Below are 24741 nucleotides of genomic sequence, written 5' to 3'. Positions count from 1 at the left end.
TGCCGAATTAATGAATTTTGAACCTTTGGTACTATGATTACAAAACCGTTCCATTTTCCAACCAACGTTGCAAAAGGCTTTCATTATGGGAAATGGCCACAAGATGAAATTTTTTGAATTTTGTAAACACCCGTGATTCATTAAGTTTTTCCATACAGACAGAGACAGGTGAAAAATAGTTGGAATGAATTAAAAGTAATTCACCGTCCCTTTTTAAAAGATAGCCCACGTGGCCTTCATCAAAACCTATAAAATAGAGACCTTCGTGAGTCAAACGATCGATCTCGGCCAAGGCATTTTCCGGAGTTTCTTGTACAACACTTTTAATTTCAGACCCACAACTGATCATTTTTGCCTCATCTATGGGAGATTTTTGGGCCAAGGTATATCGATTTAGCTTTACACCCATATCACGTAAGGTGGTAGATATAAAATATCCACATGCTATTTTTCCTTGATTGGGAACTTCTGTATGACCCCCGTAACTCCAAGGCGTGCCATACCAGTGCGGAAGGATTTCATTAACCAACTGATCGGTAAATGCTTCTTTAATAATATCGATAGAAATGTTGCCCTTTTGAAAATCCTGTCTTAAACGATTACGTAATTTTGCCGCGCCTTCTTTTGCTGTAGCATAAGAAACCGAAATACTATCAGAATTAGAACCTGCGCCATTAAAAAAATCAAAATGATTTATCTTGGGCAAGGACATTTCAGTTACCATGGGATTTGATTCCCAATAATCTATTTTAGGCGGCATCTCAAAACTAACACCCAAAGAAATCAAAAAGGAAAAAAGTAACATAGCTATTATTCTTTGCTTTAGGGAAATGACCCTATTAGGAGTAACGCAAGATTTATTCAGTAATTACATAAAAAAACTTAAATATTGCTTTAAGTAGATCAAAATTCGTTAAACGGTTAGGTTAACAGCCCACCAAACTTCATAATCCCTGGGTACTAATGGTCTATAGCTTTGAAAACCTTGATCGGCAATGATCAGACCCGTAATCTCAAATTTCTCATTACGCACATATCTTATAAAAATAAAAGAATGTCCATAGGGGTCCAATTTTTTAACATCCGTACCCTGTACCACCTTTTCATAATCCTCTTTGAACCTCCAAACTTGTACAAGAGCCCCAGGTTTTAGTTTGCCCCCCCAGATACCCTTTGTATCTACCAAGGTACCCATTCCCGCATACGTAATGGCTCCAGCATCACCCTTGCCTCTATAGATTTCTGGAAGGCTTTTCCATCCCTGATTTTCGTCCGAGGCCGAAACATAGAGTAAATAAAATACCTGTTTGGGTGTGTAAAATTTCGACCCCATATCCTTTGGAAGATCTTGGTAGGGTAGATGCCCATATATTTGTCTGTATGCTTTTTCAAAACGGACTCTACTCACATCTAGGCAATGACCATCGGGATTTTTGTTTTTACTGTTCAAATAATTTTCCACAATTTTTTTGGCTACCGGACTACTCGAGGCAAGACTATTATCATCCATCAAGGTTTCCTGTATATCCATCTTTAAATCTACATTGTCCTCTTTCGGATTTGATTCAAGCTGTGTAAGCGAATCTATAGATTTAGTTACAGAAGAAGCTTTTACCTCGGTATATTCTAGGATATGATTGTGGTTATCCCTTCTATAATCAAGAGGATTGGAGCTTAAACCGCCTGTTCGTGAATCGGTAGACTTGGTAGATGTACATCCAAAAATACAAAGTCCGGTTACTACATAAAGTAAGGAGCAACTATAAAGTCTATTTAGCCTTATTTTTAACGACATTCATTCAAATCTGAAAAGAGCTCCCATATTCAATTGTAAATGTAATAATTCTTAAAAACACTTTCATACGGTTTTTATCCTGGTTTGTGGTAGGATCACACACATTTTGAGATTTAAAACCCATTCGTTCTAAAGCTCTCGTATTTTCATATCACGGAACCACGATTCAAAATACCAGTTTTGAAGGGCTATTTTTCCTTTGGTGGCCTTCCCAAAAGCGGGTCGGTCCTTAAAATTGGAGGCGGCAACAGTGTTTGCCCATTCTGGCGAATTTAAATCCGCTTGGGCGGTTAGTACACCATTTAAGTAGAACTTTATATTGCCATCTTGTTGTATGACTTTGGCCGTGTTCCACTGCCCATTGGGATTGGCCTCGACCGTATTCAATTGGGGGAAAAGTCCCCAAAGGCAACCGGGTCTTTTCAGGGGCGTGGCTGTATCCATATGTTCAGGGTCCAGAAGTTGGTATTCTGGTCCTGTCTCATAGGTGGCCCTAAATTCTGGGGATTCCTGAACGTTAATAAAAACCCCTCCATTTCCGCGAAGGCCCATTTGCCACTCAAACGTCAATTCGTAGTTCTCAAACTCGGTATCCGTCACCAAATCTCCAAAGACCATGCTTTCATCGGTAGCATTGCAGTAAATGCTTCCGTCCTTCACTTCCCATGCGGAATAGCGTGTAGAATCCGGATTGTTGAACAAATGCCAACCGTTCAGCGTTTCACCATCAAAAAGTAACCTCCACCCCTGCTCTTTTTCGATGTCCATCAATTGATTGTGCACCTTATTTTTGATAGCGAGCTCCTTGGAGCGTTCAATCTGGAATTTCTTTTTGTCTTGCTGCTTACAGGAAAATGCCAGTAATAGAAAAAAGCATATAAAACTTAAGGAAATACGTGTCATTTAAGCGGTCATTTGGTCATTAAAATTACTCTCTTACGTTCAGACACTTTGTACCGGATTAAAAGGTGCGCCAAACACAAAAGGCTTCTAAAGTAACTAAAATTATGTTATGGGCCCGTATAAAAATTTTGAGATGAACACTTGTAGACAATACTACTGAATACCGCATATCCACTCATGAATTCCTCCTATTTTAATGACTCTACGAAATCTTTGAAAAAGTAAACCACAGTTATGGCACTACTCACTGTCCTTTTGATGTACTTACCAACAATATTTTTGCTGTTCCTTTAACATTTAGGAATTTCAGGGTAGAAAGTATATGCGTGCGGAAAGTCATTTTTAAAAACAAACATAGCAACCAAATTGTCCGAAGACTTACTTTGTCCTTTGGATGCTTCCTATTGTTTATAAGTCATCTAATGGCCCAGATGACCTTTGCAGATAATTTCGACACTTCAGATTATGATAGGCAAGATGGTAATACCTATTGGGCAACCGATTGGATTGAATCAGACGACAGTAACCTAGGCCCTACTTCACAATATATACGTATACAAAGCCAACAACTCTATATGTATTATTTATGGACCGAAGATATTCGGAGAACGGCCAATCTTACAGGAGCTACTTCGGCAACACTGAGCTTTGATTACACTACCAATAATTTGGGAGGAACTAGACGACTCGGTGTTTATATTTCGAGTACGGGAGGTGCCCCGTACACCCAGATTGGAACGCTTTCGGGCAATGGTACATTTACCCAGGATATATCGGCCTATATTTCGGCCAATACCGTTATACGTTTTGCAAAATCAAATGCTAATTGGGATTCCAATCACAATGCCAGTATAGACAATGTTCTTATTAGCGCTGTGACACCAGTAGATACGGACGGTGACGGCATTGAGGATGTGGCAGATCTGGATAATGACAACGACGGAATTTTGGATTGGGATGAATGCACATTTGTGGCCACTACAACACAAAACTTCAATGCCAATGGCGGAACTTCGGTTACGAATACCTCAACCTCCGGACGGGGAGTTATGTATATTGATTTTATCTCGATTGACAATTCATTTAATCTAACCGTCAACGGAACTAATATTGCTGCCGAGTTTCAATTCCAACCCGGGGCACCCGGTAATTTTGCCCGGTTCAATACGGGATTCACCTATGGTGAAGGAGGCCTTCCTCAGCTTTGGTCTTTAACAGGAACTCTGGCCAATCCCGTGCTACGGGTCATCGTGGATGCCGATGGTCATTTAAAACTATTTGGGGCACAATCCTCTGGTGGTACCTTAGAGCCCTTAATATTGGACACACCTCCTGAAACAGTTCCTTGGAATCCTTCTGGAACGAATACGATTACAATTGGCCAGTTTGTGACAGGACCTACCAATATGAACGGTCAGATCAGGTTTAGTGGAGAATGCGATACGGATGGCGACGGTATTTTTAACCGATTTGATTTGGATAGTGATAATGACGGTATCTACGACGCCGTCGAAGCAGGGCACGGACAGGCAATCACAAACGGAGCGATTAATGGGGCCGTTGGTACTGACGGGGTTCCCAATTTGGTTCAGACCGACCCCAACGGAGGAAGCATCAATTATGCCTATACCGATAGTGATGGTGATGGCATATTGGACAGCATAGAATTGGATTCCGATAATGATGGTTGTAACGATGTTTTGGAAGCCGGATTTACGGATAACAATGCGGATGGGTTTTTAGGTCCTAATCCTGTTGCTACGGATGGCAATGGCGTGGTAACTTCTGGAACGGACGGTTATACCATTCCAGCCGAGGGCGATTTGGATTCCGTCTTTGATTATAGACAGGCCGGAGCACCACCCAGCATAAATACACAACCTGTAAATACCATTATATGCCCCGGTTGTAACGGTAGTTTATCGGTTACGGCCACAAATGCCAACCTTTATCAATGGCAAAGGTTCGTAGGAGGTTCTTGGGCAAATATTACCGATAATGCCATGTTCAGCGGAGCCAATACCGCAACTCTCAACATCAATAATCCCACTCCTTCGGAAAATGGGGAACAGTACCGAGTTGTCTTGACCAATATCGCCTATTCATGCGCACAAACCACAAGTGCCACAGCCAGCCTACAAATTCGGGTAAACACTATAGTTACCAATAGGCGTATTACCTATAGGGTACAAAAAAATTAATCAATTGAACAGGCATACTTACTAATTATCCTGCAACTTTTCTATAAAAAAGGACTAACGTACATTTTTTGGTCTATTGCGTTCCTTTAATTCACATCCATCGTCTATTTTTGCCCAAAAATTAATGTATGGCTTCAGGATTTTTTGCAGTATTGGATGACGTAGCTACCTTATTGGATGACGTAGCATCTATGAGTAAAATAGCGACCAAGAAAACTGCAGGGATTTTGGGGGACGATTTGGCCGTAAATGCGAAAAAGGCTTCCGGTTTTGTTTCAAAACGGGAGATACCCGTGCTTTGGGCCATTACCAAAGGGTCCCTTTTGAATAAGCTTATCATTTTACCTGTCGCCTTTTTATTAAGTGCCTTTTTACCGATAGCCGTTACAATAATCCTGATTCTTGGGGGACTTTATTTGGCCTATGAAGGTGCTGAAAAAATATATGAATTCTTTTTCCCCCATAAACATGATGCTCCCACCCTAAAAGAGGAAGCACCAAGTAAAAAGGATGTACTGGAACTGGAAAAAGAAAAGATAAAATCCGCCATTCTAACTGATTTTATTTTGTCCGTAGAGATTGTGATCATCGCCTTGGGAACGGTCATCAATGAGCCTTTAACTACACAAATCATTGTAGTTTCCGTTGTTGCTCTTTTAGCTACTGTGGGGGTTTACGGAATCGTAGCCTTGATCGTACGTATGGATGAGTTTGGAGTACGTCTTATCAATTTGAACGAGCAGGACAATAGTTTTTCCGATAAAGTAGGTCGGTTTTTTGTAAACGCCCTACCTGTAGTCATCAAGTCCCTTGCGGTTATTGGAACGATTGCCCTTTTATTGGTTTCCGGTGGAATTTTTGTGCATAACGTTCCTTTTCTTCACGATATACTTCCTGGGATTCCTTCAATACTTGTGGAATTTACTATCGGCCTAGTTGTTGGGTTTGTTGTTTTTCTGGTAGTGAAAGGAATACAGAAGCTATTTTAATCTGTTTGATACCATAACTCCTAATCCACTACCCTAAACTTTCCACTACTTGGAGTGCTCTATCAATTTCTTCTTTTGAATTATAGATATGGACGGAATGGCGAATCATTTTTTCACCGACCGACCTAGGTTGTAACCGTTCCCGTTCCCACATGGTCTTTTGTAAATCCGGCCCTGAAATGCCCGCAATTCCGTAGGTAGTGATACCTGCAGCCATTTCTTCGTTTGTCGAAGAATATATGGTTACATGGGACATTTGTTTTAATCCGTCACGCAAGTACATGCCCAATTCCTTGATACGCCCCAACCAATTTTCGGCACCTATGGTATTGAAGAAATCGACCGCAGCATCATAACCGGCCAAAAGTCCGGCATTACCCGTTCCGTTTTGCATCAATCGGAAACCATGGTCCTCTTGATTGTCCCAATTATAACTGGCAATGGTGGACCAAATATCTCCTGCCACCTCCTTGTTTATGTATAACAGCCCACTCCCTGCAGGTGCCAGAAGCCATTTATGCAAACTGGAATAATAGGCGTCGCAGCCAATGTCCTTTACATCCACAGGAATATGGCCAACACATTGGGCCCCATCCAAGACCGTAAAAATCCCTCTTTTTTTAGCCTCCTGACAAATTTCCTTAACTGGAAGTACGGTTCCATAACCCGAAACGATATGGGGAATGGCAATCACCTTGGTTTTAGGGGTGACCTCCTTAAAAATAGCTTCCACCACTTCTTGCGCGTCGTTAGCAGGTTCGGGCAAGGTGGCTTGTTTGTAGACACATCCCTTACGCTTTGCCAATAATTGCCACGCTCCGAAACCGCCTCCGTGTTCCTGATTGGTATTTAAAAGTTCATCCCCTTTTTTAAGGTCTAACCCCATACCCACGTAGTTCATGCCAAAGGTTGCATTTTGTGTCAGGGATATTTCCTTGAAATCACAATGGATAATCTTGGACAGTTTTGTTCTTAATTCCTCATAGGGAAAATAACCGGTTAGAAGCTCTGGTCCGGTATTGTTCTTGTAATCTATCGTGGCGGCCTCAACGTTATAATGAAGCATGTGATGCATCATTTTATCCAAAACGTATCCTGGCGTTGGCCCCATGGTACCATTGTTGAAATAGGTTTGCCCTTCTTTTAGTGGAAATTGTTTTCGAATGGATTTCCAATATGCCTCATCATAAATGTCCGTTCTAAGGGGTTCAAGAGACCATTCTTTTTGTGAATCAAAGGATAATAAAGGAGCCGATAGTACGGCCATAGCCCCTTGCTTGAGAAATTTTCTTCGATGCGACATAGTACTTTGGTTGGTTAGTTTTGGTATTTAATTACAGATCGACTTGGCGTTTGGTCTGATTGAATTGCTCCTGTAATTCCTTAAATCGCTCGATTTCTTCGTTACCGGGTTTCTTATCGGAACCGCCGATGATATTGGAGAGGTAGGAAATTTGCGCAACCATCATTTGCTGCGGATAGGCCCCTTCTTCATTTTTGATTGTCTTCAGCACACTTTCAAGCTTTTCTTTTTCTTCCTTGTTCTTGGTTTCCTTTATTTTCTTCTCCAAGTCCGACTGAAATTTTCTCGCCTCGGATAAAAGCTGATTGACCTTATTTTGAAGTGCCAATTGTTCTTTGATGGTTTCTAGAGAAACGCCCTCCTGTTCTAACCTTGGGTCCATCAGAATTTGAAAAGGCTGTTCCAAGGTTTTCCCATCAACGGTCAATTTAGCCGTATAAGATCCTGGGGGAACCATAGGACCGTTTTTGTAGCTACGGCTCTTGTTGCTGCTCCAAGCGCCTTTTTCCCGCAAGTCCCACTCAAAACGGTTGATGCCCTTTTTCGTTTCCAACTTGGTATCCAAATACTCAAATACCATACTGAGCCCCATGTCTTCCACCTGTTCTTTGGTCGATTTTAATTGTGTGGAATCGCTAACTATCTTGGCAACCGATTTCCCATCGGCATTCAATATCTCCAATGAAACACCACTTTTTAATTCCTTGGGCAAATAATAATCGATGCTCGCGCTGGTTGAAGGATAATTTGGAAAATCCCCAGAGCGCCAAGGCGTTCTATACCTATAGGTGTCTTCGGGTTTGAATAGTACTGGCTCATCGGCTAAAGCGGTTATTTTTGAATCCCTTAGGGCACTTATATCGTCCAAAATCCAGAATCCACGTCCCATTGTACTTAAAACCAAATCGCCCCGATTAAGGATAATATCCGTTATTGGGGTCACGGGTAAGTTTTGCTGAAACTTCTTCCAAGTTTCGCCGTCGTTGAAGGAAATGAACATGCCAAATTCGGTTCCAGCATACAGTAATCCTTCCGTTTTTGGATCCTCCCTGAGAACCCTTGCGGTATAGTCCGATGGTATTCCATTACTTTCCGTACTGATCAAGGTCCAATTTTTACCGTAATCATCGGTTTTATATATGTATGGCGTAGTATCACCCAATAGATGTCGGTCTACCGTAATATACGCTTTGGCCGGGTCAAATTGTGAAGGCTCTACGGATTCCACTCTACCTCCTTTAGGTAATTTTTTCGGGGTGACATTCGCCCATGTCTGTCCGCCATCTTGGGTAACAGAAATAACACCGTCATTGGATCCCGTCCAAATAAGGCCGGGTTTGATTTTTGATTCCCTTATGGAATAGAGTGTGCTATAATACTCTTCCCCCGTAATATCACGGGTAATGGGACTTCCCGAAATCACTTGCTTATCATCTTCGTTGGCCGTTAAGTCTGGGGAAATGGTTTGCCAAATTTGACCGTTATTCCTTGTTTTATGTAGGTACTGGGAACCCATATAGACTACGTCCGGGTCATGGGGAGAGACGTGAATGGGCGCTACCCGTTGAAACCTGTATTTTAAGTCTTTCGGATTATGTCCGTAAATATTGGAGGCCCCAATGGAATACTCCCTATCCGTTCCCGTAATCTTGTTAAATACGCTAAACCGACCTTTACAGTTGTTATACACCACATTAGGGTCACCAGGTTTTGGGATGGCAGGACCGGTTTCACAGCCGCCCACATCCATCATGATTTGAGTACCCTGTGGACCACTGGCTGTCGGTGCCGAACTTGGAATAGCTATGGTAGTGTTATCCTGCTGCGCCCCATAGACCCAATAGGGATATTGGTCGTCTACGGCCACTTGATAGATTTCTGCCGTAGGTTGATTAAACTGTGTTGACCATGTTTTGCCCCCATTGTGGGAAACGTTAGCCCCTCCGTCATTACATTGAATCAATAGATCAGGATTATTGGGATTTAACCAAATATCATGATTGTCCCCATGGGGAACACTCATACGTTTCCATGTCTTACCACCATCCGTTGATTTCAACAAGGGGTTTGCGTTGGAATAAACAATATCCGGGTTGGTGGGATCCAATTCTATATTGGTATAGTAAAAGGGCCTATTAACCAAGCCTTCATTGCTAGAAGTTTGGGTGAAGGTTTTTCCCTGGTCTACCGATTTATAGACGCCACCTTCCTTTCCCGGTGCTTCAATAACCGCATAGAGAATACTGGAGTCCGTAGGGGAAACGGCCAAGTCTATTTTTCCGATGAGGCCTTTTGGCAACCCGTCTTCCAATCTGACCCAATCCTTACCACCGTTGACGGATTTGTAGATACCCCCTTCTTTATTTTCTCCACCTGAAATAATTGTCCAAGGTGTTCTTTGCGCCTTCCATGCGGCTGCATATACCACATTGGGGTTTCCGGGTAAAAGCTCTAAATCGGTAAAACCTGTTTCGTTGGAAATAAAAAGTACTTTTTTCCAAGTGTTTCCACCATCCGTAGTTTTAAAGATGCCACGTTCTTCGTTGGGCTTAAAGGCATTACCGATAGCTGCTACCCATACAATGTTGCTGTTGGTGGGGTCTATTTCAACCGCCCCGATTTGTCCTGCATTTTCCAACCCAATATGGGTCCAAGTTTTTCCTGCGTCAACAGATTTGTAGACACCTTTTCCACTGATGATATTGCTTCGTAAACCATCGGAACCTGTTCCGACATACACAATGTTGGGGTCATTCGAGGCCACCTCTATGGCACCAATCGAGGGTGTTTTAAAGTATCCATCCGATACATTGTTCCAAGTAGTGCCGTAATCATCTGTTTTCCAGACCCCAGCCCCGGAAGCACCTAGATAAAAAGTACCCGGAAGCATGGGCGTCCCAGTGACAGTGGTTACCCTTCCTCCCCTATTGGGACCTATGGTACGGTACTGAAATGCGTCGAACTCCTGCGCGAAAATTGAAAATCCAAAAAATAGAAAAATGGTAAAAAGTGAATGCCCTTTCATAAATTAAAAATAAGTTAGTCGGTTTTCCCTAAAGTTAAGGAATACGAACTGTTTGAGCATTCTCTACATGGTATTTTTCCCAAAATCGCAAATCAAAGCCAAATGTTGTGAAAAGGAAAGGGCAAACCCTTCCATTTTTGAGGATTTTCCTATTTGGTTTGTTGGGACAACCACTCCATAATGGTGACCGGTCTCTCGTCAATTAGGACTGAGCTTCCATCAAAATTAAAATCGGCATCATTATCATGGGAATAAATCCATGACCAATGTCCCGGGAAATGATAATCCTCTCCTCCATACATCCCATTCAAGTCAATGACATGGTCGTAAAGAGAAAGATGCACGTTGGGGGCTCCTACTGCAATCAGTCTTTCGTATAACGGAATTACCGTTTCTTCGGGAATCGTGGTAGTGTCATCCTTAGAATGTACAAACCATATCGGAATATTTTTGATGCTGTTCAACTGTTCATCGGATATATATTCATTGTGATAGGCCAGAGCACTAATATATCCGGCGGCAAAATAATCAGGATGGTTCAATAGAAGTTTTAGGCTCATGTATCCTCCATTGGAACACCCTCCAATATAGATTCTATCAGAATCTATTTTCGGATTGTTTTTTACAAAATCCTTGATTAGTGCCATCAAGGCTTCATTATAGATGTCATTAGTGTCTCCCCGCGTATATTCCCCGGATGCACTTTGCATCCAAAAGGTTGGGGCCTGTGGGGCCAATACGTATGCTCCCTTGAAAATCTCCTGAATTTCTTCAGAGGCATAGTTGGTCGCTTTATTTGCAATTAGTGGAATACTGGGGTCGGTACCTCCCTCGCCACCACCATGTAGCCAAATGATCAATGGAACCCTTCCATCTCCTTCCGGCGTAAAGCTTCCATAGGTTAAATCTATGTTGTTATGGCTGAAGCTTCCGTTTAAATCAAAAATATCCAAATCGGGGACGATTCTTCGCCCTTCCTTGTTCCATGTAGTTCCCGAAGGCACATAGGTAACGGTTAATTCATAGTCTATCCATTGGTTGCTGGCCCTACCATTGCTACTGCGATAGTATTTAATAGGTGAACTTAGTGCATCATTGGGCGCCACCAATAACACTAGGGTAGTAAATGATCCATTTTCATCGCGGTCACCATCTGCATTTGATGCATAGGCATAGAGTACCTTTCTTTCACCTTCGGCCTCTCCAGGCCGCATTTCTACATTTTCCTTACTTCGTACGACCTTCACCTCAAAATCGTTATGGCTCAGCCTATCTTCAGTGTTCGGTTTTGGTACAATAACCTTATTGACACCAGGGCCCCAATCATAGGCGTCTATAACCACGGTATAGGTGCCATCCATAGTGCTTTGTGCAGAAATGGATAAAAAGGGAATAGTTAGCAGGGCAAAGAGAATAAAGTAAAGTCGTTTCATAATTAAGCTGGTTTAATCCTTTAAAGTAGTGGATTCCCGCCAATTTACAAAACCATTTAGGAGGACGTTTGTTGAAGGATTTTATTCAATTCCCTTTTAAGTGATGAAAAGCTTCCTGTAACTTTTTGGTAACGGGACCCACAGTATAATCGGAATAATAAAAATGATCATTGATCTGCTTTATGGAGGCAATTTGGGTGCTGGTACCTGTGAGAAAGGCCTCGTCCATATTGTAAATTTCATGCTCCGATATCGCCTCTTCCTTTAGTTCCAAGCCCAGTTCCCCACAAAGTTGAATTGCCACCAATCTCGTAATGCCGTTTAGAATGAACTCGTTCGCGGGATGTGTATAGACCACATTATCCTTCACAAAAAAAACGTTACAATGCGACGCTTCCGTAACCACGCCGTTCCGAAATAGCACCGTTTCATAACACTCATGCTGCATTGCTTCTTCATTGAGCATAACGTTGCCCAAAAGGGAGGTCATTTTAATATCGCATCGAGACCACCTGAAATCCTCACGGGTAATTACCTTGGCATGTGTGGTATTAATATCCGGTAGTACCTTAGGCAAGGCATACATGAAAACCGTAGGTTGAATGTCCTTTGGGAAGGAATGTTGTCGGGGAGCTACCCCGCGCGTAATTTGGATATATAGGAAACAATCCTTACCCATTAAGTCGGAAGCCTTTAAAAGGTGATTGATTTCCTTTGGAATCCGACTGACGTCATACCGAATTCCAATTTTAGCAAGTCCCTCCGCGAGCCGACTCAAATGCGCCTCTTCATAGAAAAAGACACCATTTATTTGGGCCATGGCCTCATAGATGCCATCGCCAAAAATAAACCCTCTGTCAAAGACCGAAACTTGGGCTTTTGCAGAGGGTAGAATTTCTCCGTTCAAATAAACTTTATCGGGATAATTCGACATTTTTTTAGTTTGAGGCTACTTGTGTATCGGAATAAGTAACCCTGTAAATGGCATCGCCATAGTCATCCGAAATCAATAAAGACCCATCTTCCATCCAAAGTAGGTCTACCGGTCTTCCAGTAACCTCTTGAGTTTCATCATTCAGCCACCCATCAATAAAAGGCTCCGTACTCTTTACTTCACCATTTTCTATATCGGCCAGCATAATTCTATAACCTATTTTTTTACTTCGGTTCCATGAACCGTGCTCAGCGATAAATGCTTTTCCGTTATAAGTAGAGGGAAACATATTTCCTGATTTAAATTTAACGGCCAGCGGTGCTACATGTGCTCCTAAAGCTTTTGCAGGTGGTACAAAATCAGAACAAGGACGTTGATCTCCGAATTCCGGGTCCTTTACGGTACCTCCATGACAAAAAGGATATCCAAAATGCTGACCGGCCTCGGTAATATGATTTAATTCACAAGGAGGGATATCATCGCCCAACATATCCCTACCATTGTCCGTAAACCACATTTCGCCGTTATCGTCCCAAGTAAAGCCTACGGAATTACGTACTCCTTTAGCATAGATTTCGCGATTTGTGCCATCAGGGTCCATTCTGGTAATCGTTGCAAAACGTTCATCTTGCGTAGGATTACAAATGTTACATGGTGCTCCTACAGGTACATATAATTTATCATCGGGTCCAAAAGCAATATATTTCCATCCGTGATGAAATTCCGTTGGATAATCATCGTAAACCAATTCCTTGTTGAGTGAATCCCCTAATTGATTCTCAATATTTGGATATTTCCAAAGACTTCCTACTTGGGCAACATACAGGTCACCGTTCCTCATGGCGATTCCGTTTGGAACTTCCATAGTATCGAGTACCATGACCGTTTCCGCGTTATAGTCGCCATCCTTGTCTTGTATGGCATACACGGTATTCTCGTTTCTTGTACCGACGAAAAGTGTTCCATTATCGCCCATGGCCATGGAACGTGCACCATCGACCCCCCTAGCATATACCTTAATGTCAAAACCATCGGGTAAATTGAGATCCAATAATGCCAAGTCCGTACTATCCATGGGTACTTCCTCTTTGACATCAACGCTTTCCTCCTTCTTGGTTTCCTTACAGGAAAATATGCTAAGTGCCAATGCAGTAGCAAAGGTTATTTTTATAAAGGGTATTTTGTTTTTCATTGTTTTTCAGTTTGCAGCTAAGATACTGAAGCATCCTTACAAATTGAAAAATTTTCATCCATTCCCATTGAACTGGAAAAGGAATTAACTTTCCGGTAAGGGTTTAAAAACCAAAAGCTAAAAACCTGTATGGATTTTAGCTTTTAGTATCTTTTTTACGAAAGGACTAGACCTTCAAATTGCCTTGTTCACTTAAATCCTTTTTTTCACCCGTCACGGTTCCCACACCCATTTTTATTAGACTAATCAGCATATTGTCCTTAGTATCCCAATAATGGGCATCTTCAGGAATAACTTTTATTGCTGAAATATTTGGGTCGGTCTTACCGTCGAACCAATTGTCATCACTACTTTGATATAAATCATCTATGATAATTTGGTCATCTACGATTTCTGCTTTTCCATATACCGTTAAGAACTCCATAGCCATTGCTTTGGAATAAAAGAGTTGAACGTTTGAATCCTTGTTGATGTTCTTGTTGTGGGTACTGTCCTTACCGCTTAAGAACCAGATATTACCTTTACTATCCACTTTTTTGGTACTCATGGGTATAGCATGTAAAGGAAATTTATCCAATTGTGTAGCCATTAAAGCAAAATCTATGGAAGTTGCAAGTTCCTTTAATTTTGATACTGCATCCGTATTCGAAAGATTCTTAGTTGCCATGTTTATTATTTTTTATTAGTAAATTAATTTTCTACTGATGGTTCATCGGGAATTAATCTAAATCTTCTGTAATAATGTTCTTTTTTGGAACATCCAATTCCAACAAGGCATTATATACACTATCCATCATGGGTGGTGGTCCGCAGAGATAAAACTTTTTATCTAGATTCGCAGTATGGTTTTTTATAAATTCCTTGTCTATTGTACCATGGGGAAACTTACTGCTATGTTCATCAGAAAGGATATTGATAAAATCTTTTCCGAGCCACCTTTCAAAATCTGATTGAAGAATAATATCCCGTTCACGTTGATTACCAAAAATCAATGTATTACCCTCTAGATTTCCTTTTCGGGCCAAATTCTTAATAATCGCAATAAATGGCGTAACTCCTGCCCCACCGGCCAAGAATACTCCAGGTCCTTGATAGGAAATTGCTCCCCACGAATCACTTATCAACAACGAATCTCCCTGTTCCAATGTCTGTAATTGATCGGTCACCCCATAGTGATTTGGATACACTTTGATAGTAAATTGTAAGAAACCATCATCCGGTAAACTGGTAAAGGTAAAGGGTCGTTTCTCTTCCTTCCATTTGGGTTGGTCTATGGACATTTCACAAGCCTGACCCGGTGTAAAATCATAACCCGAAGGTCTGTCCGTTTGTATTTGAAGTACATTATGTCTTATGAATCCTATTTCTTGGATATTTATTTTATGTGCCATTTAATTTTGTCTTTTTCTGTTTGCTTTTTTTTAGTTCTATAAATGAAACCCTCATCGAGGGACTTGTTGTGGTAAATTAAATACCTTTACCAAAGGAAATGTTTAAGAATCAATCTATTGACCTAATTTTAAACGTATGGAAATCATCTAGGAAACTGAATCCAAAGCTTTTCCAATCAAGGTCTCACCTTCCAAAATTTCAAACGTTTCGTTGGTACCGGCATCTTCATGTAAGGCATGAACCAAGGTTTGCGCAACGTCATCACGGCTTATGGAACCCTGTTCTTCAAAATGCTTTTTTAAGCTTATCGTACCAGTCCCATTTTCGTTGGTCAATGACCCGGGGCGAACGATCATATACTTTAAATCGCTCTTTTTAAGGTATTCATCCGCATTATGTTTTGCTTGTAAATACTCTTTTAGATCCTCGGCAGCTTCCGGATTATCAGCTCCCATTGAACTTAACATCACAAATCTCTTCACGTTCGCTTTTTTGGAAACGTCCATTAAGCTTTTAGCGCCCTCCTGATCCACAGCTACCACTTTTTTTCCTCCCGATCCAGCGGCAAAAATCACCTTATCAATGTTCTTGACTGTATGCGAAAGATCTTCCTCCAAATCGCCTAAAACGGTATCTATTCCATCATTTTCAAATTGCGCCATTTGTTCTTTCTTACGAACCATTGCAACAGGATTAAAATATTGGGATGCTTTTAATAAGTGAACCACCTTTTTTCCCGTGGTACCATTGGCTCCTGCTACTAATATATTTCCCATAGTGTATATCTTTTTCGTTTATAGTAAGATAGTTGGAAAGAAGGACGAACCTTACCCTATATAGAGTAATTATTAGCTCTAATACCAACACCATGAAGTGCATGCCAGTTTTTTGAATACAGCATATTTATGTTGGATTTAGGTCAATCCTAGGATTATAAAACCGCTAACTTATAGGAGCATTATTAATCTAAAATTTAGACTATGAGTAATCAGAAAGAGAAAACCTATAATTCAGATATTACAAAAGAGGATTTAAACGCTTTGGGAGAAAAAACAAAAAATTCGAGAACCGATCAAGGTGATGACCAACAATTACAGGAAAGAGAAAAAGATGTGGATTTTGCAGGTTCAGATTTGGATGTTCCGGGACGGAATCTACCAAAAGACAAAACCAAGAAAACGGTTAAGGACGAAGAAAATCAATTATATAGCCAAGGAGGTTCAGGAAATGAGGATTTAGAACGGAACAGGGATTATATTAAATAGACCTTTGAATTTATAAAATAAAAAAGCAGCCTAGATGGCTGCTTTTTTTCATATCGTGTCTTTTGTTTTTATGCTAAACTGGCATTTAGTACAATTTCAGTATCCAATAGTTTGGAAATGGGACATACATTCTTTGCCTTGGTAGCAATCTCTTTAAATTCCGAAGCTTCAATTTCTGGAACATCACCTATTAAGTCTAAGGTCACTTTCACAATCTCGCCATCCTTAAAGGATACTTTGGCACTAACATCAAGTGTATTTGGCGTATAATCCGCTTCCCCCAGCAAAAAACTCAATTGCATGGCAAAGCATCCTGCGTGTGCAGCTCCAATGAGCTCTTCGGGATTTGTGCCTTTTCCATCCTCAAATCTTGTATTGAAGGAATACTGGGTATTTTCTAATACGGTACTATCCGTTGTTAATGTTCCGTGTCCTTCTTTTCCACTTCCTTTCCATTGTGCTTTCGCATTTCGTGTAAAATTCATTTTATCTTTTTTTTATTGTTAATAATTAATTCAATTTTTACTGAACCGATTCTTCTTGCTTGTGGGTTTCATAGTCTATGTAGCCCTCCTTCCCAGGAGTATAAAAAGTGTCTTCGTCCCAGTCGGCCAAATCCCAATCATTTTTAAACCGTTCCACTAAATCGGGGTTGGATACATATAATTTCCCAAAAGAAACCAAGTCGGCATTTCCACTTTCGATGACTTTATTTCCGGATTCTTGGTCAAAACCACCGTTAATCATTAAAGTGCCATTATACATGGGTCTAAAATGTTCCGCTATGCTCTTAACTGCATATGGAATTTCTGAGACATCGGTAAAGGGTTCGGAGAGATGTATATAAGCAAGGTCATATTCATCATCCAATTTTTTAATGATATACTCAAAAGTTGGAATGGTTTCCTCATCCATACGCATTCCAAACATTCCATTTAAAGACGGATTAAAGCGCGCTCCAATTTTTGATTCAGGAATAACCTTTTTGACTTCATCCAATACTTCAAAAAAGAATCGCGCCCTATTCTGGATACTGCCGCCATATTCATCCGTTCTTGTGTTGGAGGTTGCGTTAAAAAATTGATGAAAAAGATACCCGTTTGACGAGTGAATCTCAACTCCATCGAATCCCGCCTTTACCGCATTTTGGGCGGCATTTTTAAAATCCTCGATTGTTCTGGCAATATCTTCTTTGGTCATTGCCTTTGGTGTGACCGTATCCTTAAAACCTTCAGGAGTATAGGATTGTGCTTCTGGATTGATGGCCGAAGGAGCTAAAGGTAAATCTCCATCATGAAAATCAGGGTGGGACATTCTACCCACATGCCATAACTGAATGAAGATAGTACCATTTTTTTCATGAACGTCCTGGGTTACCTGTTTCCAACCTTCTACCTGAGCTTCAGTGTGTATTCCAGGTGTATTTATGTAGCCTACCGCTTCTTCGGACACTTGTGACCCCTCGGTAATTATGAGTCCAGCAGAAGCTCTTTGTTTATAATAAATATCGTGTAAACCTTTTTCTGGTTTTTTATGCTTATTGGCTGCCCGGCTACGGGTCATTGGTGCCATTACTACCCTGTTTCTCATGGATAGGTTTCTTTCTTTATAGGGCTCTAATAGCGCTTGTTCTTTCATACATTTTTTTGTTTTAACAAAGTTCCATGGAATAGCGGAATATCCTTAGCTCTTATGGCCAAAATAGTATCTGTAACAAAATCGGTTTTAGGGAATTTTTCGGAAAGACATTTTCAAAGCATTGTAGCCATCACCTATCCAAATCTTCTATTCTTGTTTCAAAGCTACTTGAAATCATATGGGAGATGGTTTACATGAATTTTAGCTTCTTTTTTGTCCATTGGAAAAGTATCCTTCAAAAATTTGAGTAAGTTGCGGTGCCAACTTAATACTCAATGAAATTCAACATATATGTACTTTTGTGCCTTATTTTGTGTGTCAATACGCTAACGTCACAAAAGAAGAATGCCGATTATCGGCTACACATTAAAAAAACCAATTATCCCGTTGTCATAGATGGAATAGGTAATGACAAGGCTTGGGAGGATGCGGATGAAGCAAAGGATTTTTTTAGGGTACTGCCTATGGACGATGGTTTGGCCAATGAACAATCTGCCATAAAAATGACCTATGACGATAAAAATCTTTATTTATTGGCCACCTTTTATAATGCCACGGAAGCCAATTATTTTGTAGAATCCCTTCGCCGGGATTTTTCCTTTGGTAAGAACGATAACTTTTTACTCTTTTTAGACCCTTTCAATAATCAGACTACAGGTTTTTCATTTGGTTCCAATGCCTTTGGCGCACAATGGGATGGCACCATGTACGATGGTTCCAGAATCGATTTGAATTGGGATAGCAAATGGATATCCGAGGTCACCCGTGATGATGACAAATGGGTGTTTGAAATGGCCGTTCCCTTCAAGTCCATTCGCTATGAGGAAGGGGTTACCGAATGGGGAATAAATTTTAGCCGATTAGATTTAAAATCCAGCGAAAAGTCGAGTTGGACCCCAATTCCAAGACAATTCCCAACGGCTGCCTTGGCCTATACAGGTACTTTGGTTTGGGATAACCCACCACCTGCCCTAGGCACCAACTTTTCAATCATTCCGTATGTTTTAGGGGAAGTGAATAGAGATTTAGAAGCTAATGAAGATACAAAGACCAATGGTAAAATTGGAGGGGATGTAAAATTCAGTCTAACGTCTTCCTTGAATTTGGACCTTACCGTGAATCCGGATTTTTCTCAAGTTGAGGTAGACCGACAAGTAACCAATTTGGACCGATTTGAACTTTTCTTTCCGGAGCGGCGTCAATTCTTTCTAGAGAACGGAGACCTGTTTGCTAATTTTGGATATGAGACGATACGACCTTTTTTTTCCAGACGTATTGGTTTAGGTGTCCCGATACAGGCAGGTGCCCGCGTCAGTGGCAACTTGAATGAGAAATGGCGTATGGGTCTTATGGATATGCAGACTGCATCTGTGGATGAAACCGGTTTGCCCAGTCAGAATTTTGGTGTGCTTTCCCTACAAAGAAAGGTCTTCGGGCGCAGTAATATTGGACTGATGGTCGTAAATAAACAATCCATAAACTATCCTTCTGAAAACGACTCCATCAACAGTCAATATGCAAAATACAATCGGAATTTGGGCTTGGAGTACAACTTGGCGTCCTCCAATAATCTTTGGAACGGGAAAGCCTTTCTTTTAAAATCCTTGGCCCCAGATGAAAATGGTAAGGGTATAGCCCAAGGGGCCCATCTACAGTATAGTAGTAGAAAATGGAGCTGGCGACTACAGGAAGAATGGGTAAGCAACGATTACACCGCAGAAGTAGGCTACGTGCCCAGAAGAAATTACATAAAGTTTAGCGGAAAATTGGGGCACCTATTTTTTCCAAAAGGAGGTCCCTTGGTGAGTCACGGGCCAGAGCTCAATATCAACTATTTCTTTAATGAAGCACTTAGACAAACAGACCATTTGGCCTATTTGGTATATAATTTCGATTTTAGAAAGCGAAGCAGTTTGATGTTTTTTGTTTCCGATGATTATGTGGAACTCCTTTCTCCCTTTGACCCTACCCGATTGGGAATCGCGGATTTGGCCACAGGGACCAAGCATCAATGGAACGCATTTGGTTGGGAATACCAGTCCAAGCCCCAAAGCTTGTTTACCTATTCTTTCGCAGGACGTTTGGGAGGGTATTATCAGGATGGGAACCGCACAAGTTTGACCACAGAATTGGGGTATCGCTTTCAACCTTACGTAAGTTTAAGCGCGAATCTAAACTATAACCACATTGACCTACCTGCTCCATGGAACACCAACGAATTCTGGTTGATCGGTGCAGAGGCGGATATTACCTTTACCAATAAACTCTTTTTTGCGAATTTGGTCCAGTACAATGAACAAACCGGGAATATGAACCTAAATTCCAGGTTTCAATGGCGCTACAGTCCGGCTTCGGATTTATTCTTGGTATATACCAATAACTATTTTGTAACCCCTTTTGAAACAAGAAACTGGGGATTGACGCTAAAGTTTACATACTGGTTGAATAATTGATCAATCCGGGGAAATTTCACTTTTTTCCGAAATGGAAAAATTACCCGATGTATCCTTTGCTTTTACACTAACAAGATATGTAGTACCGGATACATAGGTTATATCTTCAATGGTTGTATTGCTCAGGTCTGTTTCCTCCATCAAAACCGATCCGTTCTCTTGTACTACAATATCGTAGTTAAGGGCATCCCCATCTTCATCTTCCGCAACCCAAACAACATTTAAGGTCTGGTTTGTAGTGTTGAAATTCAGAGTGATTTCGGCGGCATAAGGTGCATAGTTCCCTATGGCCTGTCCTGGTGTGGTAAAGGAATAGGTATCGCTTATGGTATTTCCCGTTTCGTTTTTGGCCGTAACCATCCAGGAATAGGTCTTCCCTTTATCCAAGGTCAAATAAGCTTCTAAAGCCTCGACAGTTGATTTGGCCGCTTCCTGTGCCCCCTCCATAACCACCAAATCATAGTTTACGGCGTTTTGTGAGGCATTCCATTTAAAAAGGATAGAAACTTTTGAATCATCGTTAGGTACTAGTTCAAAATCCGAACAGGGTTCACCGTTGGCGGGCAGAGTGCCCTGTACTTTGGTGGGTAGGGGCTTTTCCGCTTGTTTTTCTGTATCGGAATCCGAACCTTTATCACATGAGACAAAAGTGCTTGTTATAAGAAGGATAGAGGCTAAATATTTTACTTTTTGATGAATCATTGTTTTATTATTTTAAAAGTTTGGGTGTTCTTGTTTGAGATAATCTTAACCGGGTAAATTCCTGAATCATACGATTCTAAATCAATTGATTCCAATTTGTCTTTTTGAAGCTTTTTTTGAAACAGCAGTCGGCCCGAAATATCGAAGATTTGTACTTCGCTTTCTTCGTCATACCCCTCGATAAAAGTCTTGTCCGTCGTATTAACTGGGTACATCACCACGGAATCGGAAAAATTGAAAGAGTCTTCTATCAGGCCTTGGCAATCACTCTCTCCGCTGATGGAAATCGTATTGAAACCATTTAGGTCGTTCAGCTGAATCTGATTGGGTCCGGCAGAATCAAAGTTGAATAGGGTTTCCTTATTGTTGATATTGACTTTATAAGAATGGCTCCCCTGGACGGAATAAGATACGCTTTTTGATTTGAGGTCAAGATTCTCCCGTTTTCCACTGATACTACCTACTTCGTTAATTTGAATTCCAAAAGATTGGGTATAAGATGCCTCAGGAATAGAAATTTCAACCGTATATAGGCCGGTAGATAAATTATTTATTATATAAGGCTGGTTGAGAGAAACGTTATTTTCGGTAATCGTCGTTGGACCATCTAAGCTGATGTTATAGGAGGGGTCCGTCAAAGAACTTGATACCTGAATGCTTCCATTCGTTGTTCCAGGACAGGTTGGCGTTAAACCATATACCAAAATGGCATTTCCAGGAATAATTTCACAGCCGGTTTCGTCTACCGTAGCATTTGGAACTGTGTTTAAGCAATTATCTTTGTGGTCCAAGACACCATCGAAATCATTGTCTTCATTGCATAAAAGGCTTTTACCCCCATCGGTAATAGTCCAGCCATATGTATCTATAAGATATTGTCGGGCCTCTTCAGATTCGCAATATTGGCTATTCCCTCCATCAAAAAGTACATTATTTTTTAATGTAGATAGATTGGACCAACCAATGAGGGTTTTGTCATAAATTTCTGTGGTAACACTAGTCGCGGAAAACATTTCATACATGCTACTGACATTTACAATATTCCAATTACTCAAATCTTGATTAAACGAAATCGCATTTTTAAACGTACTATTCATGGATGTTACATTTGAAACATTCCAATCAGTAATGTTCTGATTAAAGGATGTTGCATTCCAAAACATACTTGACATATTCTCTACATTTGAAACATTCCAAGAATTAAGTGGTTGATTAAACTTATCGGCTTCTTGAAACATACCGTACATGTTGGATACTTTTGAAACATTCCAGGAATTCAAGGGTTGATTAAAACTGCGGGCGCCCAAGAACATAGACTGCATATTTTCCACATTTGATACATTCCAAGAATCCAAAGGTTGGTTGAATTCTATTGCATATTCGAACATGCCATTCATATTCTTAGTACTGGTGGTATTCCATAAGACTAAAGGTTGATTGAACTTATCTGCACTACCATACATAACTGACATATCTTCGACATTAGATACATCCCAAGAATTCAATGGTTGATTAAAAGAACGAGCCTTAAAAAACATTCCTGAGGTTGTAGTGACGCTAGATGTATCCCATCCATTGATACTTTGATTAAAAATTAAAGCATTTGCAAATACACCATGCATATTGCTCACATTGGATACATCCCAATTATTGATAGATGAATTTCCAACTAAATTCGCACAACTGTCAAACATCAATTTAAGACTTGAAACTAATGATAGATTAGGAATATCTTGTGCCAATACATCCAAATTCGAACAACCTTCAAAAGCACTTTCAAAAGATGTCCAAGTAATTGTCCCCCATTGATTAACAGAAAGAATTTTCAAAACATCATTTGAACCAGGATTATGATTCCCATAAAAGTAAATTCTAGGAAAAGTTCCGTCTATGGAAACCTGGTAGGTTCCCGGAACTTCGTAAGTATGTGTAATATCCCCATTTATATTGGTATCTGAAGTTCCATCCCCCCAATCCACATAATAATTATAAGTCTCCCCCGGAAATGTAGGGATAGTTATTTGGTTATCATCAGATAAACCAGGATTGTCCGTTTTCCAAGTGGTAATAAAGGGGCAATTGGCTTTGCCGCCATCTATAATTTCCCAACCATATTGATTAATCAGTTTTAATCTAGCACCCTCTCCAGCGCAGAAAGTACTACTACCACCATTGAATTTTATATTGTTTTGTAATGAGGATTTTGAACTCCATCCGGTCAGAGTGGAATCATAATTTGATTGTGAAATGCCCGCAAATAGAAACATGTCTTCCATGGTCCCTACACTGGTTATGTTCCAAAGCCCTAAATTTTGATTAAAATTTAGGGCCCCTTCAAACATTCTTGACATATCAGTAATACTAGATATATTCCAATTTCCGATTGGTTGATTAAACACTTGAGCATATCTAAACATCCCAGGCATTTTTGTAACCGAGCTTACATCCCAATTAGAAATGTCTTGATTGAAATTAGTTGCTCCACTAAACATACTGGACATATTGGTTACATTAAACATATTCCAATTACCTATTGGTTGATTAAATGCCTGAGCTGCACCAAACATTCCTGAAGTACTTGTAACGTTGGATGTGTCCCAATTGCCAATTGGTTGATTGAAAAGTGTTGCGCCACTAAACATACTATACATATGTACTACATTGCCGACGTTCCAATTACCAATGTTTTGATTAAATGCACTAGCGCCGTTAAACATAAAACCCATAGCAAATACTTTTGACACATCCCAATCACCTATATACTGGTCAAAGGATGATGCTTGGGCAAACGTAAATGTCATATCTTCAACATTGCTAACGTTCCAATTTCCAATATCTTGATTGAAAGAAGTAGCACCATTAAACAATCCAGCAATTGTTGTTACGTTTTCCAAGTTCCAATTTCCAATGGGTTGATTAAAAAGCGAACATGCTGCGAATAGGCTATCCATTCTTGTTACATTAGAAGTATCCCAATTGTTGAAAGAATTTGTGCCGACCAATGAAGTGCATCCGTAAAACATATACCTTATATCACTGACATTAGACAACATTGGCGTATCCATTGTGTTTACATCTAGGTTCGCACAACCTGAAAAGGCGTTTTCCATAGATGACCAATTGATAATACCCCATTGATCAACACTCAATATTTTTTCTTTATCTCCTTCATTATGAAAATAAACCCTAGGAAATACTCCTGAAATTTCCACTTGAAAAGTCCCGGGAATTGTATAAGTATGTGTGATATTCCCAATTATATTTGTATCAGTAGTTCCATCTCCCCAATCGACTGAATAATTATAGGTTTCTCCAGGGAACGTAGGGATGGTTATCTGATTGTCCTCAGAAACACCGGGATTATCCGTTTTCCAAGTAGTTATAAATGCATCTTGTGAGTAGGTAATAGAAAGCCATAACAAGGCCAAGAAGGTAAAAAGGGATTTCATGAAAAGTCGCCTAAGTTGGTTAAGTGGATAAATCTAATATTTTAATCCAATCCACCCTACCCTTATT

19 protein-coding genes are annotated in these 24741 nt (G+C 40.4%); 4 read left to right on the top strand and 15 right to left on the bottom strand.

Annotated elements, in window-relative coordinates:
- Window positions 1–37: 37 nt before the first annotated feature.
- From CJ263_RS19515 to CJ263_RS19505, 3 genes are all read right to left on the bottom strand, one after another.
- Window positions 38–805 (bottom strand): hypothetical protein, encoded by a 768-nt coding sequence (locus CJ263_RS19515; RefSeq protein WP_094998810.1) that lies wholly within the window; start codon window positions 803–805, stop codon window positions 38–40.
- 108 nt (window positions 806–913) lie between these two features.
- Window positions 914–1795 (bottom strand): hypothetical protein, encoded by an 882-nt coding sequence (locus CJ263_RS19510; protein WP_094998809.1) that lies wholly within the window; start codon window positions 1793–1795, stop codon window positions 914–916.
- A 129-nt stretch (window positions 1796–1924) separates the two neighbouring features.
- Window positions 1925–2698 (bottom strand): 3-keto-disaccharide hydrolase, encoded by a 774-nt coding sequence (locus tag CJ263_RS19505; RefSeq protein WP_094998808.1) that lies wholly within the window; start codon window positions 2696–2698, stop codon window positions 1925–1927.
- A 422-nt stretch (window positions 2699–3120) separates the two neighbouring features.
- On the opposite strand from CJ263_RS19505, the gene CJ263_RS19500 reads away from it, so the two are divergent.
- Window positions 3121–4899, top strand: coding sequence for a thrombospondin type 3 repeat-containing protein (locus CJ263_RS19500; RefSeq protein WP_094998807.1), 1779 nt, complete (start codon window positions 3121–3123; stop codon window positions 4897–4899).
- Window positions 4900–5027: 128 nt separating this feature from the next.
- Complete coding sequence (locus tag CJ263_RS19495; protein WP_094998806.1) at window positions 5028–5888, top strand: DUF808 domain-containing protein; 861 nt, start codon at window positions 5028–5030, stop codon at window positions 5886–5888.
- A gap of 28 nt (window positions 5889–5916) precedes the next feature.
- Here the strand turns inward: CJ263_RS19495 and CJ263_RS19490 are convergent, their stop codons facing one another.
- The 8 genes from CJ263_RS19490 to CJ263_RS19455 all read right to left on the bottom strand — a co-directional run bounded on the left by CJ263_RS19490 (window position 5917) and on the right by CJ263_RS19455 (window position 15943).
- Window positions 5917–7191: an aminotransferase class V-fold PLP-dependent enzyme gene (locus CJ263_RS19490; protein WP_094998805.1), complete on the bottom strand. Its 1275-nt coding sequence runs from the start codon at window positions 7189–7191 to the stop codon at window positions 5917–5919.
- Between the two features lie 31 nt (window positions 7192–7222).
- Complete coding sequence (locus CJ263_RS19485; RefSeq protein WP_094998804.1) at window positions 7223–10216, bottom strand: WD40/YVTN/BNR-like repeat-containing protein; 2994 nt, start codon at window positions 10214–10216, stop codon at window positions 7223–7225.
- 149 nt (window positions 10217–10365) lie between these two features.
- On the bottom strand, window positions 10366–11649 hold the full coding sequence (locus CJ263_RS19480) for a prolyl oligopeptidase family serine peptidase (protein ID WP_094998803.1): 1284 nt from the start codon (window positions 11647–11649) through the stop codon (window positions 10366–10368).
- Between the two features lie 85 nt (window positions 11650–11734).
- Window positions 11735–12583, bottom strand: coding sequence for an aminotransferase class IV (locus tag CJ263_RS19475; RefSeq protein WP_094998802.1), 849 nt, complete (start codon window positions 12581–12583; stop codon window positions 11735–11737).
- 4 nt (window positions 12584–12587) lie between these two features.
- Entirely contained in the window at window positions 12588–13775 is a 1188-nt protein-coding gene (locus tag CJ263_RS19470; protein WP_094998801.1) for a PQQ-dependent sugar dehydrogenase, read from the bottom strand.
- A gap of 166 nt (window positions 13776–13941) precedes the next feature.
- Complete coding sequence (locus CJ263_RS19465) at window positions 13942–14442, bottom strand: pyridoxamine 5'-phosphate oxidase family protein (protein WP_094998800.1); 501 nt, start codon at window positions 14440–14442, stop codon at window positions 13942–13944.
- Between the two features lie 52 nt (window positions 14443–14494).
- Window positions 14495–15166 (bottom strand): ferredoxin reductase domain-containing protein, encoded by a 672-nt coding sequence (locus tag CJ263_RS19460; RefSeq protein ID WP_094998799.1) that lies wholly within the window; start codon window positions 15164–15166, stop codon window positions 14495–14497.
- 147 nt (window positions 15167–15313) lie between these two features.
- On the bottom strand, window positions 15314–15943 hold the full coding sequence (locus tag CJ263_RS19455; protein WP_094998798.1) for an SDR family oxidoreductase: 630 nt from the start codon (window positions 15941–15943) through the stop codon (window positions 15314–15316).
- A 204-nt stretch (window positions 15944–16147) separates the two neighbouring features.
- Between CJ263_RS19455 and CJ263_RS19450 the strand changes: the two genes are divergently transcribed.
- Window positions 16148–16432, top strand: coding sequence for a hypothetical protein (locus CJ263_RS19450; protein ID WP_094998797.1), 285 nt, complete (start codon window positions 16148–16150; stop codon window positions 16430–16432).
- A gap of 68 nt (window positions 16433–16500) precedes the next feature.
- On the opposite strand, the gene CJ263_RS19445 is transcribed toward CJ263_RS19450, so the two are convergent.
- Both CJ263_RS19445 and CJ263_RS19440 read right to left on the bottom strand, forming a co-directional pair.
- Window positions 16501–16917, bottom strand: coding sequence for an OsmC family peroxiredoxin (locus CJ263_RS19445; protein ID WP_094998796.1), 417 nt, complete (start codon window positions 16915–16917; stop codon window positions 16501–16503).
- 37 nt (window positions 16918–16954) lie between these two features.
- Window positions 16955–18070 (bottom strand): alkene reductase, encoded by a 1116-nt coding sequence (locus CJ263_RS19440; protein ID WP_094998795.1) that lies wholly within the window; start codon window positions 18068–18070, stop codon window positions 16955–16957.
- A gap of 275 nt (window positions 18071–18345) precedes the next feature.
- Between CJ263_RS19440 and CJ263_RS19430 the strand changes: the two genes are divergently transcribed.
- Window positions 18346–20523, top strand: a complete 2178-nt coding sequence (locus CJ263_RS19430) for a DUF5916 domain-containing protein (protein ID WP_094998793.1) — start codon at window positions 18346–18348, stop codon at window positions 20521–20523.
- Here the strand turns inward: CJ263_RS19430 and CJ263_RS19425 are convergent, their stop codons facing one another.
- A complete protein-coding gene (locus CJ263_RS19425) occupies window positions 20524–21225 on the bottom strand; it encodes a hypothetical protein (RefSeq protein ID WP_094998792.1) in 702 nt (233 codons plus the stop codon).
- Window positions 21222–24674, bottom strand: a complete 3453-nt coding sequence (locus CJ263_RS19420) for a BspA family leucine-rich repeat surface protein (RefSeq protein ID WP_094998791.1) — start codon at window positions 24672–24674, stop codon at window positions 21222–21224. The genes CJ263_RS19425 and CJ263_RS19420 overlap by 4 nt, the downstream gene beginning before the upstream one ends.
- Between the last annotated feature and the right edge of the window lie 67 nt (window positions 24675–24741).

It is taken from the genome of Maribacter cobaltidurans, from assembly GCF_002269385.1.
GTDB classification, from domain to species: Bacteria; Bacteroidota; Bacteroidia; order Flavobacteriales; family Flavobacteriaceae; genus Maribacter; species Maribacter cobaltidurans.
This window is presented reverse-complemented; position numbering and strand designations above follow the sequence as displayed.